The 17,408-nt window shown below is 70.7% G+C and carries 19 protein-coding genes; 2 read left to right on the forward strand and 17 right to left on the reverse strand.

The features are described from left to right. Positions 1-346 precede the first annotated feature (346 nt). The gene (locus PV410_RS34030) at positions 347-1,195 is read right to left on the reverse strand and encodes a GNAT family N-acetyltransferase (protein ID WP_500329698.1); all 849 of its coding nucleotides are present in this window, start codon (positions 1,193-1,195) and stop codon (positions 347-349) included. A 734-nt stretch (positions 1,196-1,929) separates the two neighbouring features. Here PV410_RS34030 and PV410_RS34035 point away from each other — a divergent pair. Beyond that, positions 1,930-2,439: a hypothetical protein gene (locus PV410_RS34035; RefSeq protein ID WP_500329700.1), complete on the forward strand. Its 510-nt coding sequence runs from the start codon at positions 1,930-1,932 to the stop codon at positions 2,437-2,439. Positions 2,440-2,506: 67 nt separating this feature from the next. On the opposite strand, the gene PV410_RS34040 is transcribed toward PV410_RS34035, so the two are convergent. The 16 genes from PV410_RS34040 to PV410_RS34115 form a co-directional block, all read right to left on the reverse strand. Then, positions 2,507-2,635 carry a hypothetical protein gene (locus tag PV410_RS34040; RefSeq protein ID WP_500329702.1) on the reverse strand — a complete coding sequence of 43 codons (129 nt, stop codon included), beginning with the start codon at positions 2,633-2,635 and terminating at the stop codon, positions 2,507-2,509. Further along, positions 2,632-2,997 (reverse strand): hypothetical protein, encoded by a 366-nt coding sequence (locus tag PV410_RS34045; RefSeq protein ID WP_500329703.1) that lies wholly within the window; start codon positions 2,995-2,997, stop codon positions 2,632-2,634. The genes PV410_RS34040 and PV410_RS34045 overlap by 4 nt, the downstream gene beginning before the upstream one ends. Continuing rightward, positions 2,994-3,227, reverse strand: a complete 234-nt coding sequence (locus tag PV410_RS34050) for a holin (protein WP_500329705.1) — start codon at positions 3,225-3,227, stop codon at positions 2,994-2,996. Before PV410_RS34050 ends, PV410_RS34045 begins: the two co-directional genes overlap by 4 nt. 15 nt (positions 3,228-3,242) lie before the next feature. Then, positions 3,243-4,178, reverse strand: coding sequence for a LysM peptidoglycan-binding domain-containing protein (locus PV410_RS34055; RefSeq protein ID WP_500329707.1), 936 nt, complete (start codon positions 4,176-4,178; stop codon positions 3,243-3,245). Then, the gene (locus PV410_RS34060) at positions 4,178-4,453 is read right to left on the reverse strand and encodes a hypothetical protein (RefSeq protein ID WP_500329708.1); all 276 of its coding nucleotides are present in this window, start codon (positions 4,451-4,453) and stop codon (positions 4,178-4,180) included. The genes PV410_RS34055 and PV410_RS34060 overlap by 1 nt, the downstream gene beginning before the upstream one ends. Before the next feature lie 10 nt (positions 4,454-4,463). Beyond that, a complete protein-coding gene (locus tag PV410_RS34065; RefSeq protein ID WP_500329710.1) occupies positions 4,464-4,988 on the reverse strand; it encodes a hypothetical protein in 525 nt (174 codons plus the stop codon). 67 nt (positions 4,989-5,055) lie between these two features. Further along, positions 5,056-5,418, reverse strand: coding sequence for a hypothetical protein (locus tag PV410_RS34070; RefSeq protein WP_500329712.1), 363 nt, complete (start codon positions 5,416-5,418; stop codon positions 5,056-5,058). A gap of 12 nt (positions 5,419-5,430) precedes the next feature. Beyond that, positions 5,431-6,693, reverse strand: a complete 1,263-nt coding sequence (locus tag PV410_RS34075; RefSeq protein WP_500329714.1) for a hypothetical protein — start codon at positions 6,691-6,693, stop codon at positions 5,431-5,433. Between the two features lie 123 nt (positions 6,694-6,816). Beyond that, positions 6,817-7,656: a hypothetical protein gene (locus PV410_RS34080; RefSeq protein WP_500329715.1), complete on the reverse strand. Its 840-nt coding sequence runs from the start codon at positions 7,654-7,656 to the stop codon at positions 6,817-6,819. Between the two features lie 200 nt (positions 7,657-7,856). Next, entirely contained in the window at positions 7,857-8,561 is a 705-nt protein-coding gene (locus PV410_RS34085; protein ID WP_500329717.1) for a glycine-rich domain-containing protein, read from the reverse strand. Between the two features lie 81 nt (positions 8,562-8,642). Beyond that, positions 8,643-9,098, reverse strand: a complete 456-nt coding sequence (locus tag PV410_RS34090) for a hypothetical protein (protein WP_500329719.1) — start codon at positions 9,096-9,098, stop codon at positions 8,643-8,645. Further along, positions 9,098-10,123, reverse strand: coding sequence for a hypothetical protein (locus PV410_RS34095; protein WP_500329720.1), 1,026 nt, complete (start codon positions 10,121-10,123; stop codon positions 9,098-9,100). Before PV410_RS34095 ends, PV410_RS34090 begins: the two co-directional genes overlap by 1 nt. Positions 10,124-10,161: 38 nt before the next feature. Further along, positions 10,162-11,481 carry a hypothetical protein gene (locus PV410_RS34100; protein WP_500329722.1) on the reverse strand — a complete coding sequence of 440 codons (1,320 nt, stop codon included), beginning with the start codon at positions 11,479-11,481 and terminating at the stop codon, positions 10,162-10,164. Beyond that, on the reverse strand, positions 11,481-16,097 hold the full coding sequence (locus PV410_RS34105) for a hypothetical protein (protein WP_500329724.1): 4,617 nt from the start codon (positions 16,095-16,097) through the stop codon (positions 11,481-11,483). Before PV410_RS34105 ends, PV410_RS34100 begins: the two co-directional genes overlap by 1 nt. A 57-nt stretch (positions 16,098-16,154) precedes the next feature. Then, positions 16,155-16,361: a hypothetical protein gene (locus PV410_RS34110; RefSeq protein ID WP_500329725.1), complete on the reverse strand. Its 207-nt coding sequence runs from the start codon at positions 16,359-16,361 to the stop codon at positions 16,155-16,157. 29 nt (positions 16,362-16,390) lie between these two features. Further along, positions 16,391-16,942 carry a hypothetical protein gene (locus PV410_RS34115; protein WP_500329727.1) on the reverse strand — a complete coding sequence of 184 codons (552 nt, stop codon included), beginning with the start codon at positions 16,940-16,942 and terminating at the stop codon, positions 16,391-16,393. 148 nt (positions 16,943-17,090) lie between these two features. Between PV410_RS34115 and PV410_RS34120 the strand changes: the two genes are divergently transcribed. Beyond that, entirely contained in the window at positions 17,091-17,312 is a 222-nt protein-coding gene (locus PV410_RS34120; RefSeq protein WP_500329728.1) for a hypothetical protein, read from the forward strand. Positions 17,313-17,408 lie beyond the last annotated feature (96 nt).

The raw sequence follows: 17,408 nt of genomic DNA on the forward strand, positions 1-17,408 counted from the left end.
CGGACGTGGGAGGCGCGCTCGATCTGGTGGAGCGCACGGTCGGCGAAGACGCGGGCGGCGGACGGGACGGGTGTGCGGCCTCATGGGTTACCCCGGGGCGGTGGGCGGGCGGTTAGGCCCCAGATGATGACATAGACCGTCAGATCGCTAGCGTGAGCTGCTGGTTGTCACAGATCGGCGGGCTGTCCGGTCTCAGTGGGCGCAGGCTGCATGACAGTGCAGTCGGCGCCGGCCCGGACTGATCACCCGCGCCGCGCGGTGGCATCCGGCCCGGCGTGAAACGGGCCGGCCCCACCCGGTGCGCCCGCCCCCGACGGTGGAGGCGGGCGCTCTGCGCACTGCACGGTCAGGCGAAGTCGAACGCGGTGAAGTCGGTAACGGGGACGTACCCGATGCGCTGATAGACGCTGTTGCTGGTGGGGTTGGCCAGGTCCGTGAAGAGCACGACCTCCGAGGCGCCTGCGTCCAGTGCGGCGCGGCTCACCTCGGCTGTCACCGCACACGCGTAGCCACGGCCGCGCAGGTCATCCGGGGTATAGACGGGGCCCACCCGCATCTGGCCCGCCACCATCGGAGTCACACCCGCCATGGATACCGGGGTGCCGTCCGGGAGCTCCCAGAACATGAAGCACCTGCCGCTGCCACCCTTCCCAGCCGAGGGGCCGGCGGGAGCCTCGCCAATGGCGGCGGCGAACTCCTCGTTCCATCGGCCGAGCTGCTCCCGGTCCTCGTCGCCGGCGACCCGGCCACTCCCCTCCGGGAAGGGCGCGGGTGGGGTGAGGGTGCCGAGACGGTACAGACGTCGCCGGTCGCGCACCGCCGAGGCTGCACCGGTGCGCCGCTCCCAGGCCTGGGCGAAAGCAGCGGCGGTGTCGTCGACGGCGGTGACGCCGGGGACCGGGAGGCCGAGGCGAGAGAGCCGGGCGGCGAGCAGGTCAGCGTGCTCGTGGCTGAGCGGGGTCACGTTGAGACGGCGGGGCGGGGTGCGGAAGAGGGCCGCGTGCACCTCGCCCCCGCACTCCAGTAGGCCGAAGAGGGGCGCCTCGGCGCCGGACGGGCCGGGTCCACGTGCGCGCAGGGCCTCCGTCACCGTCAGCACCAGCGTGTGGAGGGCAGGGCGCGAGTACAGGAAGTCCCGAGCCCCGGTTAGGAACTCCTCGACGTCCTCGGTGAGGTGCCAGTCATCCGCCCGCATAGTTCGTCCTCACGCTGACGTCATTTCCCCCGGAACGGCAGTGGCTCCGCCGCGACGGGGGAGAGACGGCGGAGCCAGGTCCAGTGTGTGACGGGCGATTGCGGGTGGGGGTGGGAATTGCCGAATCTCAGCCCTGGCGGGTGGCGCCGACGACGCAACGCCCGCCCCCGGAGTCGCGGGGCGTGTTCGGCCCTGGAGTCCCGCCCGCGCACGGGGCCGGGTATCACCTGCGGTCCCCGGCGCGGACGCGGACGATCTCCACCACGACCCGGATAGCGGCCAGGCGATGACCGTCCCGCCGGCGAGCGGCAGACCGCGGAGTACCAGCGACTATTAGGTCAGTGGGCTGAGTTGACCCGCGCTCGGGTTGAGCAGGCCGCCCGAGCGTTCACCTTCGGGGGAAACCGCGACACCGCCGGCATCTGTTGGGCGTCGCGGACTCCCAGAGGCCACCGGGCGGCGCACGGTCCCGCGGGGGGCCCACCGGGGTTGGTCAGAGCCGCTTGCACTTAGCGATTTCCAAGACCCGGGATATCCTAGTCTTGGACCGCGATATCGCGGACGCACCCCTCGTTGCGGCTGCCAACAATCCATTTCACCCGTCAACGTCTTGGCGCGACGAATTGGCTCACATCCAAGCCACTCAGCCCTCGAGCGCCGCCATGAGTACAGGTACGAAATCGGAATCACGGGGGTATCTCTACAACGCTCGGGGCTTACCGAGGTAGATCACCATGCACTGTCGGAAGACGCTTATAGCCGGGGCGGTAATTGTCATGCTGACGGGGGGCATCCCAGCGGCATCAGCAGCCACGCCTCCGGACACCACTGAAGGAACAGAACCCTCCGGGGCTGCAATCGACTTGGCGCTCCCCGCAGCAAAGCTCACCACTGTGGGGCTCACCGTACGGAAATCGACCGGCGAATGGTGGGAGGTGGCGGTCAATTGGAGCATTAGCTACACTGCGTCGGATGTTGCGGCGCAGAACACATACAAGACTTGGGTAGATATATGGGAGGACGACAACGTCTACGACGACCCCATCGCGAACGGCTCGTCAAAGCCGGCATTCCTCACGGCGCGAGCACAGCCGCACAACATCACGCAGAAGATTCTCGTAACCAGCGGCGCAATCGACACCGAAATAGGAGACGAGGAAGTTTACGCGAGGGCTATTGCCCAAAACCGAAAAACCGGGGCTGAGTTCGAGTTGTGGTCCTTCACCTTCGTTGTCGACGACTGACGCCCGCCCCGGAGTCGTGGGGCGGGCGTTCGGCCCTGGAGTCCCGCGCCGCACGCGGGGCCGGGTATCACCTGCGGTCCTGTCCAGCGCGGATGCGCCCGACTTCCACCACGGCCCGGATAGCGGCCAGGACGACGACCGTCCCGCCGGTGACGGCGTCCAGGATGACGAGGGTCAAGGTCGTGTTGCTGCTCACTCCCCACCGCCTCCTGTCTGGTCGTGGTCGCAGTCCGGGCACATCAGGCTCAGGCGACGGTTCGCCTGGTCGACCGCGTCGCGGAGGCTGCCGCCGTCGTTGGGGTGCAACTCGTGCACGACGCCGGCGAGCGTCTCCTCCACGCCGCTGACCCGCTCCAGTAGGCCCGGCCGGGCCGGGACGCCGGGGCGGGCCTCCTCGCCGTAGAAGTCGTCGATGAAGGTGTTCACCTTGCGGCCGAGGAGGACAGCCCAGCGGACAACCCGCCATACCACTGTGCAGAGGCCGGCCAGTGCCGCGGCCACCGCGCCCCACAGGAGGATCGCGTCGAGGAGGCCATTGCCGGTCGCGTCGATACTCACCGCGGAGCGCCCCCGATCCGTGGCGTGTGCCGGGCCTTCCAGCCGGCCGCGAAGGTGATCAGCGTCGGGACCAGGGCGAGGACGAACGGCGCCAGGCTGTCGGGCAGCGGGTCCAGGAGGCGGGCGTGGTCCTGGACCACGGCCAGGACGCCGAGGAGGCCGGTCGACGCCAGGTAGGCGCCGGCGCTCGCGGCGGTCACCTTCGTCTCGATACGGGCGTGACGGGGCATGAGGTCGTGGCCCTTTCAGGAGTGGAGGAGCTTCCAGGTCAGCGGATCCGGGTAGCCGTCGGGGTCGCTGCGGAGCTCCGCCTCGCTGCGCTGGAAATCGGCGACGTTCTGTCGCGTGTACTCGGTGAAGACGTCGCCGCGCTGGTAGCCGTCGCCGTCGTGGTGCTTGGTCCACCCGCGGCGGATGAGGCAGTCGTCCAGCTCCAGGACCGCGGGGTGCCGGTGGCCGATGTAGAACGCCGCCGCCCCGGGGAACGGCGGGACCTCGAGCGCCCCCGCCCTCGGGGGAAGGCGGAGGACCTGCCGGGGGTGGATCGTGTACGGCGGCCGCAAGCCGTTGACCGTGGCGAGGTCCTGCCATGCCAGGTCCAGGCGCCGGGCGATCGCCGAGAGGGTGTCGTTGTCCCGCACGGTGTAGGAGTTCGCCGGCGGCGGGGGCAGGGTGGCGCCCTCGGGGCGAGGAGCGCCGCGCTTCACCCACGCGTACAGGGCGTCCCCTGGGCACTCCGTGGGATAGCCGTCCTTGTGGCCGCCCAGCCACAGGCCGGCGTCGCCGCTGCGGCGCAGCCACTCGATCGCGTCCACGAGGCCGTTGAGCATGGGGTCCGTGGGGACGGTCATGCCCTTGCTGCCGAGGAGTGCGCACACGGCATAGTCCTGGCTGTTGAGCGTCGCGTTGCCGTTGGCGCCGGGCCGCTTGTGCGTCCCGCGGCCCTCGAACACCGACCCGTGCTCGCAGACCAGGGCCGTGTAGGCGATGTCGACGTAGTTCTCTTTGACGTTGGCCAGGTGCTCCGCGCGGACGGCGCGCACCATGTCGTCACACAGGCTGTGCGTGCGGCTGGTGTACGGCACCCCGAGATAGTGGATCTTCACGCCGCGGGTGCCGGCGAGGTAGTCGGCCGGCGACGTCGCCGGCGCGCCCCATGCTTCGCGAACTACGAGATCCATCACACACGCTCCGGCCAGTGCCAGGTGCCGCCCGTGGGCGGCTGCTCGTCGACCGCCAGGTGACGGCAGCCGCCGGCGGACAGGGGGTGGAAGAAGGTCCCCGTCGGGTTGTGGACGGCCAGGCCGACGCGGGTCGGGTCGGCGTCGTCGACCTCGGTGACGGTCGCGGCCCGGCAGGTGGGCGGGAACTGTTGGGTCCCGTCCTCACGGATCGGCGTGCCGTGGCTGACGTAGTGGACGGCCCGGCCGACTGACGGCCGCGGAGATTCAGGCATGGATTTCCCCTCAGGCGGCTTCGTGAATAACGAGTTTGAATTCCGCGAGATTCAACAGGCGCGGATTGGCGTCGTTATGGGTGACGCGGACAGCAACGGGCGTGTCCGGCGAGACAAAGATGCCGTGGCTTTTCGAGAAAAAGTTTTGCCCGATGGACGGCGCCCTATGGTCGGTCGCGGTGGTGTCGTTCGGGGTGGGCGAGCCAAGGCTCAGCGGGTCCCGAACATACTGATCGCGGAGTTCGCTGTATCCACCGGTGGGACTCGCCGCCTCCCACTGGAGGAGGGCGTACAGGTGGCCCCATCCGGATTTGGAAGGCCAGATGAGGCCGGACCTGTCGTCCGTGGCGTAGTCGGTGACCACGTAGCCGTCGGGCTGCACGGCCTGATGCATGCCGAATCGGTCGGACGGCTCGGCGCCCCCGAAGGGGAAGCGGACGATGCGGTACGTGGTCCCCGGCGGGATGAGCTGCGGGGTGTCCACCTTGAGAGAGCAGACCTGCACGCCTTGCGTGGACTGCGCGCGCGTGGCCAAGGGTCCTCCAACCCGGAGAGATCTTGGCCCGGCCCACAACCAGCGGCCCCCGCAGTGTAGCCGCCGGCTACTTCTTGCTCTTGGCCGTCGCCGCTGGGGCGACCGCCTCCTCCTCCAGCTCCGGTCCCGTGTAGCCGGACATCCGGCGGGCTGTGGCCTCCGGGACGCCGGCCGCGCGCAGCGCCTCGTAGTCCTCGCGGGTGCGCTGCTCGTCCTCGGCCTGGAGCTGCGCGACGTGCGCCTCGTTCGCCGCCCGCAGGGCCTCGAACACCTCGTTGTATTCGGCCTCGTCGACCAGGCGGCCGGGCTTGGTGAGGAGGGGCTCCTCCCCGGTGGTGGTCTGCACGCGGCCGGCTGACCCGTCCTCGTAGAGGATCCAGTAGGTGACCGGCTCGGCCTCGGGCTCGTCTGTGGGAATGGGGAACGTCATTGCTCTCTCCCGTTAGTGGCTGATCATCAGGCCGCGAAGAAAAACCTGAATGCGGTTGTAGGTGGCGCCTCCTGAGCCCCGGCCGAGGGTGACGGGGAAATTGACGGTGGCGCTTCCGCCCGGCGGGACATTCGTGGTGTGCAGGAAAACCTTCGTGGTCTGCACGTGGGCATCGTTGATCTGCGTCGTCCCGGTGTTCCGGGTGTAGTACATCTCGTCCGTGTCCTGGCCGTACGCGGCGCCTGCGGTGGCCGGGAGGTTGAAGTCGACGTCCAACTCCCGCTCGACCATGAGGAGTGCGGGCCGGCAGGTGTCGGGGTTCGTGAAGGTCGTCGAGAACGTGTCGACCACGTTGTCGAACCCGGCCGGGACGGCGAGGTCCGCATAGTTCCGCTGCTCGGTGAAGGAGAAGAACGAGACCTGCGCGCGGGGCTCGCCACGCAAGACGCCGTTGCTGTCACAGGTGACGACGCCGCCGAGGGTGTCGACGCTGCACGGGTACGGCCAGGCTGCGGTGGCGGCCGCCAGGGGGTCGCCGGCGGAGCCGTCGCCGGTGAGGCCGCACGCTGTCTGGACGGTGGGCTCCGGTGCCGGCGGGGCGTACAGGCCGCCGTCCCCGCCCAGGGTCAAGGTGTTGCCGGCGTCCGCCGAAAGGTCCGCGGTGATCACCCCGGTCGCGGGGTCGTAGGCGACGCCGTCCTCACCGGAGATGCAGCCGCGCACGTCGGCGCACTCGACATAGACGCCGTCCGCGCCGACGTGCAGGAGGTTCGCCCCACCACCGGGCGGCGCGGGGTCCGGGACCACCACGGCGCCGACGAGGTACGGGTCCCCGGCCGCGCCGGTGCCCGACACGGTGACGTCCACGGACGAGGAGTCCGCGGCCTGGACGACCGTCGGGTCCGCGTCGGGTACGTACAGGCCGCCGTCGCCGCCGAGGGTCAAGACGTTGCCGGCGTCCCCGGACAAGTCCGCGGTGAACTCCCCCGACAGGGGGTCGTAGGCGACGCCGCCGGTCGCGGTGAGGCACGTACGGACGCTGGCGCACTCGACGAACAGCCCGTCGGGGCCGCTCTGGAGGAGGTTCGTGCCGCCGCCGGGCGGGGCCGGGTCGAGGACCACCGCGGCGCTCATGATGTACGGGTCGGCCATGGTGCCGGTGCCGGACACCGTGGCGTCGACCGAGGGGGTGTCGGCGGCCTGGAGGACGGTCGTGGACGGGCCGGCGGCAACCACGTAGGGGGCTGAGGTGCTGCCGTTACCCGTGACGGTCACGCCCGGGCCGGCGGTGACGGTGCAGGCGCATCGCCTGCTGCTGCAACCGCAGGAAAACATGGGGGGCACTCCCTTTGGGGGTGTTGCGCCCGGCCCACAACCAGCGGCGATTGGAGTTTACGGCTAGCGGCTGATCATCAGGCCGCGGATGAAGACCTGGATGCGGTTGTAGGTGGCCGATCCGCTGCCCCTGCCCAGGGTCACGGGGAAGTTGACGGCCACGGACGCGCCCGGCGCAACGCTGCTCGTGTGAAGGAACACCTTCGTGGTCTGGGCGTGGGCGTCCGTGATCGCCGAGGTGCCGGAGTTGCGGACGTAGTACACCTCGTCCGTGTCCTGGCCGTACGCGGCGCCCGCCCCGGCGGGGAGGTTGAAGTCGACGTCACACTCCCGCTCCACGATGAGCATCGCCGGGCGGCAGGTGTCGGGGTTGGTGAAGTTCGTCGTGAACGTGTCGGCCACGACATCCAACCCGGCGGGGACCGCGAGGTTCGCATAGTCGCGGGACTCGGTGAAGGAGACGAACGACAGTTGCGCGCGCGGCTCGCTCCTGAGATTGCCGTTGGCGTCGCAGGAGACCACGCCGCCGGCGGTCTCGGCCGCGCAGGCGTACGGCCAGGTGAGGGCGTTCACCCGGGCCGGGTTGGCTCCGGAGCCGTTGCCGGTGAGGCCGCAGCCGGTGGTGATGGTGGCCGCGCCGGTCGGCACGTACAGGCCTGCCGGGCCCACCTGGAGGTTGTTGCCGACGGCCGGTGAGATCAGGGCAGCGATCACGCCGGTGGCGGGGTTGTAGGTGATGCCGTTCCCGGCCGAGATGCAGCCGCGCACGGCGGTGCAGTCGGTGCCGCCGTCGGAGCTGATGATGTACGGGTTCGCGACGCTGCCGGAACCGTCGATCGTGACACCGGGGCCGGCGGCGATCGAGCAGTTGCACGCGCCTCCGCCGCAGCCGCAGCGAGCCATAGGGGCCTCCCACATCGGGGGTTGCTCGCCCGGCCCAGAACCAGCAGCACGACGAGTCTAGCGACGGTGTCCGGACACGCCTGGACGTGTCCGGACACCCTGTCCTTGGCCTGTCCGTGCGGTCACGAGGACACGGCCGCGACCTGCGCGGACATCGTCCGGACACTGTCCTGGACGGGCGTCCGGATCTTGTCCGGACATCAGCCGTGGAGTTCGATGATCACCGCTCCCTTACCGCCGTCCGCTCCGGCCTGTGCGCCCCCGTACGAGAGGGAGCCGCCGGCGCCTCCGCCGTAGCCGCGGGGTGCGGTGCCCACGCCGTCCGATGCGCGGGCGAACCCGCCGTGCCCCATCCTCGACTCGCCGCCGGCGCCGGACAGGCCGTTGGTGCCGGACAGGCGGATGCCGCCTGCGCCTGCGCCGCCGCCGGAGATCAGTTGCCCGGTCCCGCCGAACGGGCCGGCGACACCGCTGACCGCGTCCGCGCTGGTGCCCGAACTCTGCGCCGCCGTGCCGCCGTCGCCCCCGGAGGCGATGGCGATGCCGCCGAAGGAGGAGTTCCCGCCCGCGCCGCCCGGGGAGTTGCCCGTGCCCGCCAGGCCGCCCGCCCCGACGACGATGGTCTCCGACGCCCCGAGGGAGCCGACGGCGACCAGGGCCTCCGCGTACCCGCCGCCCGCGCCACCAGGCCTGACGATGCATTGGTTCGCCGCGGCGTTCGCGCCGGCCGAGCCGCCGCCCGCGCCCTGGACCAGCACCCGCACGCGGGCCGCCCACGGGTATGAGGCCTTCGTGAAGGAGTACGTTCCGGGCTCGGTGTAGATGAGGACCTGCCGCAACCCCTGCTGGCCGGGGACGAGGCACAACTCCCCGTCCCCGTTGACCACGAAATACTCTTCGCACACGCATACGCTCGCCAAAGCTCACCCCTTGGGAGTGAAGTGAGCCCGGCCCAAAACCAGCGGCACCGAGCAGGGTAGCCCGCCTCAGGTGGCCGGGGTCGCGGTCAGGTGCACGGCCAGGCCGGCGTCCGCCGGCGTCTGCTTCGTCCCTCGCCGCTGCCACACGGCCACGACCGCGCGCTCCGCGGTGACCTCCTCCAGGGTCACGGTGAGGAGTTGCCCGCCGCCGGGCGCCACCAGGAGCGCCCCCATCACCGGGGGCGCGTCGAACGGGGCAGGGAAGTCCCAGCGTGCCCGGCCGTCTGTCGTGGTCTCCAGGACCGCCGCGGCGGCCCTCGGCGGGGGCGAGGCCGGACCAGACGGCGCGGGTGGGGCGACGGGTCCGGGCGGGGTTTCGCGGTCCGCCGCAGGGGCAGGTGCGGGCGCGCGGGTGCTGAACCTGGTCGTGGACCGTGAGCGCCGGTCCAGCTCACGCATCACCCCGACCAGCGGGCCGCCCACGACCGCCGCCCGCCGCGCGGGCGTTCCCCTCATCGCCATCAGGCCGCCTCCGCTCCACTCGCCGCTACCTGCACTTGCACGCTCTCCCCGCCAGGCGCGGTCTCGGAGCCGCCGGTCTCGGTGACCTTGAGCCCGACGATCTTGAGTCGCTGGGCGACGGTCCGGCACGTCGCGGTGCTCGTGACGTCCAGGCACCAGCCGGGCACCAGCGAGCTGACGTCGAGCGCGGTGTCCGGGCTGATCGTGACCTCTTGGGTGTCGACGAACACCGGCACGGTCAGCCCGGATCGCTGGATGGCCTGGGCCGCCGCCGTCGCCGACGCGGTGTCGGTGATGCTGCTCTGGGACACGTACCGCTCGTGCAACCCGTAGTAGTCATCCACGCCGCCGGCCTCGCCGATGACGGTGTCCGTCACCGTGCCGTCCGCCGCGGTCTGCTCCTGACCCGCGACGACGACCCTCGTGACGAGGCCCTTGCCGTCCTCGGAGACCTTGAGCCCGTCGGGGAAGTCCGCGTCCGTGAGGCGCCCGACCCGCTCGCGCCACGTCTCGGGGAGCAGCAGGATCGTGGACCCGATCGCGGTGAAGTCCAGCCCGGCCTCCGCCAGATCCTTGATGTGGTCGAGGGTCTGGCCGACGTTGCGGGTGTACGCGCGGGAGCCGGTGACGCCGGCCGCGGCGACGACCTCCACGTCGTGGCCAGGGTCGTCCGGGAAGAAGCCGTCCGCGATGAGCTCCGCGGCGATGGTGTTGAGGTCGGTGTTCTTGAAGCTGAGGTTCTGGTGAACGACCCGGTTGGCCAGCCAAGACAGCACGTCTTCAGCGAAGATCTCGACGCTGTCGACGCCCCAGTCCACGTTGGTGATCGGGCCGTCCCACACGTACCGGTCGTCCCGGTAGATCACCAGGCGGTGCCTCCACGAGCGCACGTTGCCCAGCGGCCCGCAACAGTCCCCATCCGGATTGATCACCACCCGAGCCGTGGACACGTCATCGAGCACCCTGGACCATTCCACCTCGGTCAGCACGGACCCGGTGGCGACGATGCCGCCGCCCCTGTCCACGACCCGGACCTGATGCGACCCGCACCCGGCGACCGCCATTACCGCCCCCGTCCCGACAGCCCGAGCGTCACCATCGCCCCATCCGCCGGCGGGTTGCTCACGTCAGAGGAGAGGCACACCACGTACGAGGCGCACTCGAAGAGGCGCCAGGTCGGCGGCAGCCCGTCCCGGCCGTAGACGTCCGGCGAGGACTCGCACGTCCCGCCGCACTCCACGGTGGCGCGCCCGACCTGGCCGTCCAGGGTCAGCGCCCCGCCGGCCGGGACGTAGATCACCGAATACACCGAATGCGGCGAACAGCGGCCGTTGTCGGCCACCTCGTCCGCGGTCAGCCCGACGTCGTTCGGGGACCGCTCGAAGATCTCGATGGTGAGGTTCCGCAGGTCCGCCGACCCGGCCCGCACGGTGATCATGGGGGCGTCCGCCGACCACGCCGGACGGCTGGTCAGGTCCAGCTCGTAGCACTCCCGCTCGATGGCGACCGGCAGGCAGTAACAGGTCTCGCTCGGCAGGGTCGGCGTCGGGGGCGGGGGCGGCAGGCACCGCGGGTCAGCGCACAGGGCGGTGGGGTCCGGGCACGGCGCGAACCGGCACGGGCCGGAGCAGCCGGGCCCGTCCGGCGGGTGCACGCACCAGGTGATGCACGTGTCGTCGTCATCGCCCGGCGGGGCGACCTCGAGGACGGGAGTCGTATCAGTCCACAGCCACGGCGTGGCCGCGGTGAGGACCCACTCCACGGTGATGATGTCCGCGCCGGACTGGCAGTCCCCGGTGTCGCAGCCGGTGCCGGCGCGGGCGACCACGGTCGGGCCCTCGACGAGGGCGACGCGGCGCAGCGTGCGCCGGTGCTCCGCGTTGAAGTCCTCCGGCGTCATGTCCTCGCCGGGGCAGCAGCTGTAGAGGGTGAGGCAGTCCCCATCACAGTCACCGCCGCTGCACCCTTGCAGCACCTCCCCGAGCCAGTGGAGCCCGTACTCCACGCCGCAGCATGTGGACCCGAGGATCAATGCGGTGACGGTGATGGTGCGCGGCAACGCCCGCGCGGGGCCGATGGAGCCGCCGCCGACGATGCCGCCGGTGACGGTGCGCCGCACGGGGCGGTCGTCGATCCCGGCGACCTCCAGGATCATGACGCCGGCGAACTCCGCGGACTCCGGGGCGTCCGGGTCGTACCAGGGGGCGGCGTCCTCCTCCGGGGTGGAGTACGGGGTGTCCCCGAAGTGCTCAGCCGTGACGGTGGGGCAGCCGCACGGGCCGTAGGAAGACAGCGGCGACCCGACTGTGTCCAGGTACACCCCGAGGCGCGTGTGGTTCGCCACCTCCACGCCGCCGTAAGCCATGTACCACTCGGCCGTCATCAGCTCACTCCTGCCGCGTAGGTGAGGCGGTTAAGGACGCGGTGCGCCGTCGCCTGGCCGTCGCCGGCCTCGGTGATGTGGAAGGTGTTGTGCATCACGGTCTCGGCCTTGCCGGCGCTGCCTCGGCCGCGCGCCAGGTCGCGGGCGGCGGTCTCCACCGCGGCCTGGCGGCGACGCTGGGCCGTGGTCAGCGGGATCACGTTGGCGCCGGCGCCCAGCCCGTCGAGGGAGGAGCCGACCCGGCCGGGCAGGACGTCGAACTGCCCGGACACAGCGTCGACCACGGCCCGCGCCGCCACCCGGGACGCCTTGGCGACGGTGGCGAGCCGCTTGACGAGGCCGATGTGCAGGCCCGCGCCGGTCATGTCACCGATCGCCATGAACACCCGGGACGGGGACTTGATGCGCAGGGCCGCGCGGATCGCCTTCTGCATGCTCTTGGCGATGTCGACCATGAGCTTTTCGATCGCCTTGCGCTGCCCCTGCAACCCGGCGAGGAAGCCTTTGCCCGCGTTCTTGCCGGCGTCGAACAACACGTCAGCGCCCGTGCGGCCGAGGACCGTGGACGCGTCGGTCAACTGGGTCTGGAGGCTGTTGATTCGCTTGAACGTGGCCTTGTCCGCGGTCGCCAGGACCCGGGCGAGTTCCGCGCCCTGCTCCGGGCCGAGGCCGATGATCTGCTGCAGCAGGTCCTTACGGAGCCCGCGGCGGGCCAGGGCGTTGATCCGGCTGGTGAAGTTCTTCACCTTGGACAGGGCGTCGTCCAGGCCGGCGACGATGCTGTCCGCGGTGATCGGGCCGCCCTGAGTGAGATTCTGCAGCGAGAACGACGACAGGGCGTTCGCGGTGGTGTCCGCGCCGAACTTCTGCGCCTCCGCGATCTTGGCGACCAGGGCGTCACGCTGGGCGGCGAGGGTCTGGAGCTTCTTGTTGCCGGTGGTCAGCATGGACACGAGGCGGTCGTCCACCTTGGACGCCTTCCCCTTGAAAGCATCCGTGATCTGCTTCGCGATCTTCTCGGTGGTCTGCTTGATCTGGTCGGCGGTACCGGTGAGGCCGAGGATGAACCCCTTCCCGGTGTCCTTGCCGATCTGCCGGAACACCTTGCTGGGGCTCGCGATGCCGAGGACCTGCTCCGCGGTGACAATGGCCGTGCCGACCATGTCCTGTGTCGCCCGGTCCAGGTCCCCGATGGAGCCGCGGATACCGGCGATGAGGCCGGCCGCGATCTGCCGGCCGACGTTCTCGAAGTCCTTCGCGGAGCCACCGCCGCTCAGCTTGGGCAGGCTGCTCGCGGCGAGGGTGGCGGCCTGTGCCGGCGCGGCGAGGAGGTTGAGCAGCCCGGACTTTGCCGCCAACTCCCGGGCGCGCTTCGGTTTGGTCAGTGGGATGACGACCTCGGGGCGGCTGCCCTCGCCGAGCATGGCGAACGTGGGCCCGGTGACGATGCCGCCGTTCGCCAGGCCAGGGATGAGGCCACGCACAGAAGCGGGCAGCCCGCCGGCGATCTTGCGGCGGATGGCGCCCCCGATGTCGCCGATCTTGGCGAGGATCAGCCCGGGCAGCCGGGTAAAGGCGTTCGCGATGTCGGAGACCAGTTGCCGCGCCCCGCGGATCGCCGAGGAACCCGCGCTCTTGATCTTCTCGACGAGCTTGGAGCCCAGCGAGGACAGGCCGCGTGCCAGGCGCTCGGGCAGCTCCCGGAAGAAGTTGACCACGGTCGTGCCGAAGCTCCGCGCGGCGGAGAGAGCGGAGGTGCCGGCGGACCGGAAGAACCCGGACACCCGCCCGGGCAGCGCGGACAGGAACGAGGCGATCTGCCCTGGGAGCTGGGCGAAGAACGACCCGACTTGACTGATGAAGCTGGACACCGCGGAGACGACGGTGGTGAAAGCCGTGGTGAAAAAGCTCAGCAGGGTGGAGCCGAGCGACGCCAGGGCCTGCACGATCAGCCCTGGCAGCCGCGTGAAGATGAAGATCAGCGCGGCGATGCCGGTGAGGATCGCGATGCCCAGGCCGGCGATTGCGTTGATGAAGAGGTCGAGGAGCAGGCCGGGCAGAGCGGCCAGGCCGGCGACGATCCGACTGGGGAGTTGGGTGAAGAAGTCGACCACGGCGGTGAAGCCGGTTGACACGGCCTCGGTCACCGTGGTCCACAGGCCGGAGAAGAACGATCCGATCTTCTCGGGCAGGCTGGTCAGGGCGTCGAGGATGCCCGAGCCCAGGTCGGAGAAGGACCGGATCGTGCCGGTGAAGAACTCGCGCGCCTTCGTCTGGACCGTCGTCACGATGCCCACGAGCCCGGTGAGGGCGTCGACCAGGCCTTGCAGGAGGGGGAACGTGGTCTTGGACGCCACGAACTGCGAGATGGTCGTGAACAGGCGGAGCAGCGGCGGCAGGATCGGCACGACTGCGGCCAGCGCCAAGACGAAGTTCGCCGACAGGTCGGCGATCATGTCGACGAGCTGGGGCAGCATCGGCAGCAGTGGCTCGATGGCCATGACGACGAGGTTGACCAGCTCCGGGATCAGCGGAGTGACCGCCTCGGCGAGCGCGATCCAGGCCGGGACCATCTTGCCGGCGATCTGCGGAATCAGTTCCAGGATCGGCGGCAGGAGGCGCGTCAGGGCGTCACCGAGGCTCTTGCCGAGGACTTCCGCGACGGGGCCCAGGGCCGCTCCGAGGGTCGTGAACGCGGCGGCGACCTGCGGCAGGACGGGCAGGAGCGCGGCCACGAGGGCGTCGATGATCGGCGACAGGACGGCGGTCACGGCGTCCAGCGCAGGGGCGAGGATGGCCGCCAAGGTGGCGGCGATCTCGCCCGCCAGGGGCAGCAGTGGGGCCAGTGCTGACACGGCACGACCGATGGCCTCGCCCAGTGGGGCCAGGGAGGGGCCCAGCCGGCCGAGCCCGTCGGCGAGGGCCTGGCCGACGGTGGCCAGGGAGGGGGCGATCGCGGCCAGGGCAGGACCGAGGGCGTTGACCAGGTTGACGATCGCCGGACCGAGTGCGGTAAAGATCGGCTGCAAGGCCGGCGCGATGGCACCGACCTGGGTCAGGACCGCGGTCAGGATCGGGCCGAGCTGGGCGCCGATGGTGGCCAGCGTCGAGAAGATGTTGCCGATCGCCTCTTGGCCCTGGGCGCTGTTGGCGAACTCCGCGAACGTCGCCGTGATGCGCTGGAGGTTGCCGAGGAACCCGGCGCCGTCGGCGTTGGCGGCCTGGAACACCCCGGACAAGATCGAGCCGACGTTGCCGAGGACGTCGCCGAGCTGACGGAACGTGGCGAGCGCGGTGTCCACCCACGCCACGGCCTGCCCGTTGTCGGCGATGCGGGTGAGGAAGTCCCCGAAGCGTTGGCCGAGGCTGCCGATGCTCGCGCCGAGGCGCGCCCCGAAAGCGGTGGACACCGACGAGGCGACGTTGAGGAAGCCCTGTGCCAGGGGGGTTACCGCGTGCTGCAGACCCTCCACGGCGTCGGAGGTGCCGGACAGGATGCCCCGCAGGGACCCGAACGCCTCCCGCGTCTGGAGGAACTTCAGCCCCTCGGACGCGGCCTGGCCGAACCCCGCGGCGATGCCCTCAAGCCCGGACCGCAGGGGCAACAGGTTCTTGATCGCCCCGGAGATGTCGCCGGAGAACTGGGAGAAGAACCGCTGCTGTACGGCCTGCTGGACTGCCTTGAGTTCCGGGGCGAACTCCTTGACCGCCAACACGGCCTTACGGGCGGCCGGTGACAGCTTCTCCAACGCCTCGGCGAACTTGGCCGCGTCGCCGCTGAAAGCCGCGCCGAGGGCGTCGCCGACGCCGACCACGGCCAGGCGCAGCGTGCCCATGGCGGCCTGCGCGCCGGCGAGCACGGCAGGGAGGGCGGCGATGATGCCGACCGTGGGGGCGAGGGCGGCCCCCAGCCCAACCACGCTGGTCGTGGTGCTCGCCGCGGCAATGCCGATGGCGCCGAACCCGAGGAGCCCCGTCAGGCTCTTGCCGACCGTCCCGGCGATCTTGCCCAGGCCGGACAAGGCCTTGCGGAACCGGTTGTTGTCGACATTCGTGTCGACGTCGACCTCGACGGACGGCGGGTTGTGAGCGCGGATCCGGGCGTCGAAGCCGTCCATGTCCGGGACGACCCGGATCGAGACCTCTTGCCCGGCCAGGTGGGCGCGGATGGCCTCCACGAACCCGGTGAGGTCCGGGGCCACGGGCAGGTTGATGCTGTCCAGCGACCGCAGGCCGGTAAGGAGGCCGGCGTCGAACCGGGACAGGTCCGGCTGCACCTGGACGTGCAGCTCCTCGCCCGCCAGGTGGGCGCGCAGCCGCTCGGTGAACCCGGTCAGGTCCGGCTCTACCGGGACGCTGATGCTGCCCAGGTCCCGCAGGCCGGTCAGGAGCGCCGACTCGAACCGGCGGAGGTCCGGCTCGACGCTGACAGAGACGGAGGCCGCGGCCATGCCGCGCTCCACGTTGCGGCGGATCAGGTCGCCGGCGTCGCGGGTCGCGCGGTCCAGTGCCCGCCGGATACGGAGCCCGAGGACCCGGGCGTCGTCGACCGCCTCGGCGTCGTTGAACTCGATGGTGATGCGCGCTGAGCCGTAGTCCTCGACGTCGTCGGCCACCGGGCAACCTCACAGATCGTGATGGTTGCCCGGCCCAAAACCAGCGGCGCGACCAGACTAGCCGGTGCCGCCCCTGGTCATCTGTGCGTCCTGTGCGGCCATCTGCGCCATGAGCGCCCGCGCGTCACCCATGCGCATCGCCCCCGGCCCGGGCACGGCACGCTGCCCGTCCTCGCTCCGCCGGCGCCGTTTCCCTCCGGGTGGGGCGTACAGGCGGGCGCGGTTGCGGGCCCGCTCGGCGTCATCCTCCGCGGCGTTGTCCATGGACGCCTCGGCGGCGGCGAGGAGCTGCCTCAGCGTCCACGTGCGGCAGTCGACGCCCTGGAGGAGGAGACCCCCGTCCCACGCCTCCCAGCCCTCGGCGACGGCGTCGCAGAGTCGGATGATGACGTGGTAGGGCGCTCGGCAGCACCCCCGCCGTAAAGCTCGACGACCCACTCCAGGAGCTGCACCAGGACGCGGTCCGGGAGCTGGAACGCGTCGACCACCCGCGCGCCGCCGTCCTCGACGCCGTCGGCGTACTCCTCGGCCTCGGTGCGGTCCGCGAACGCCTCCAGCACCTTGCCGTCCTTGACGACGTGGAGGCGGGTGAAGAACTCCGCGGACTCCGGCATCATCACGCGGGCCAGGAACGCGCGCATCGCCCGCGCGGCGCCGCGGAGCTTCTCCGGGTCGATGCCGTCCGGGTCCTCCAGGTCGATGCCGGTCGCAGCCTTCTGCGCCTGGACGAGTTCGGTGTAGGCGTCCATGAACTCATCGCCCATGACCTCGGGCTGGAACTTGAGCTCGGTGCCGCCGACGTCGGCGACGTGGGGGGTGGTGTGCAGCGCAAACGTCTTCTTCACGGGTGTGCCCTTCGTCCTCCCGCGTGGTCGCCCGGCCCAAAACCAGCAGCGCAGGAGGAAGGGTAGCCGCACCGGGCACAACGCCTGATAAGCGCTGATCTACCTCAAATCAGGGTGGACCACCCGAGGCCGGCGGAACAGTGCCGGCATGAGCATCTTCCGCCGCCGCAAGCCGGCCACCCCGCCCCGCTCCTCGTCCTCGTCGACCACCGCCGCGCCGGCCGCGCCCGCCGCCTCCTTCGGCTCCACGCCGTACACCGACCCGGGCCCCGTCCACTACGGCGGGCACCACGACTCGGGATCCTCGTCCTCGGGGTGCGACTCCACGTCGGGGTCGGCGTCCACAGGCTGTGACTCCAGCAGCTACTAACTGATCGTTTCAGAATGAGATCGGCGTGTCGGCTGGCAGTCAATGATCTTCATCGGCAGGGTCTGCGGAGTGTCCGATGATCTTGTCCCTGATGAC

The organism is Streptomyces sp. PA03-5A (assembly GCF_033792725.1).
Classification (GTDB): domain Bacteria; phylum Actinomycetota; class Actinomycetes; order Streptomycetales; family Streptomycetaceae; genus Actinacidiphila.

Bases quoted from the DNA above. Each gene is read 5' to 3' on its own strand.
- PV410_RS34050 (WP_500329705.1), bottom strand. From the start codon at position 3,227: ATGCCCCGTCACGCCCGTATCGAGACGAAGGTGACCGCCGCGAGCGCC.
- PV410_RS34090 (WP_500329719.1), bottom strand. From the start codon at position 9,098: ATGGCGATGAGGGGAACGCCCGCGCGGCGGGCGGCGGTCGTGGGCGGC.
- PV410_RS34060 (WP_500329708.1), bottom strand. From the start codon at position 4,453: ATGCCTGAATCTCCGCGGCCGTCAGTCGGCCGGGCCGTCCACTACGTC.
- PV410_RS34100 (WP_500329722.1), bottom strand. From the start codon at position 11,481: ATGACGGCCGAGTGGTACATGGCTTACGGCGGCGTGGAGGTGGCGAAC.
- PV410_RS34110 (WP_500329725.1), bottom strand. From the start codon at position 16,361: ATGGACAACGCCGCGGAGGATGACGCCGAGCGGGCCCGCAACCGCGCC.
- PV410_RS34030 (WP_500329698.1), bottom strand. From the start codon at position 1,195: ATGCGGGCGGATGACTGGCACCTCACCGAGGACGTCGAGGAGTTCCTA.
- PV410_RS34035 (WP_500329700.1), top strand. From the start codon at position 1,930: ATGCACTGTCGGAAGACGCTTATAGCCGGGGCGGTAATTGTCATGCTG.
- PV410_RS34070 (WP_500329712.1), bottom strand. From the start codon at position 5,418: ATGACGTTCCCCATTCCCACAGACGAGCCCGAGGCCGAGCCGGTCACC.
- PV410_RS34055 (WP_500329707.1), bottom strand. From the start codon at position 4,178: ATGGATCTCGTAGTTCGCGAAGCATGGGGCGCGCCGGCGACGTCGCCG.
- PV410_RS34120 (WP_500329728.1), top strand. From the start codon at position 17,091: ATGAGCATCTTCCGCCGCCGCAAGCCGGCCACCCCGCCCCGCTCCTCG.
- PV410_RS34080 (WP_500329715.1), bottom strand. From the start codon at position 7,656: ATGGCTCGCTGCGGCTGCGGCGGAGGCGCGTGCAACTGCTCGATCGCC.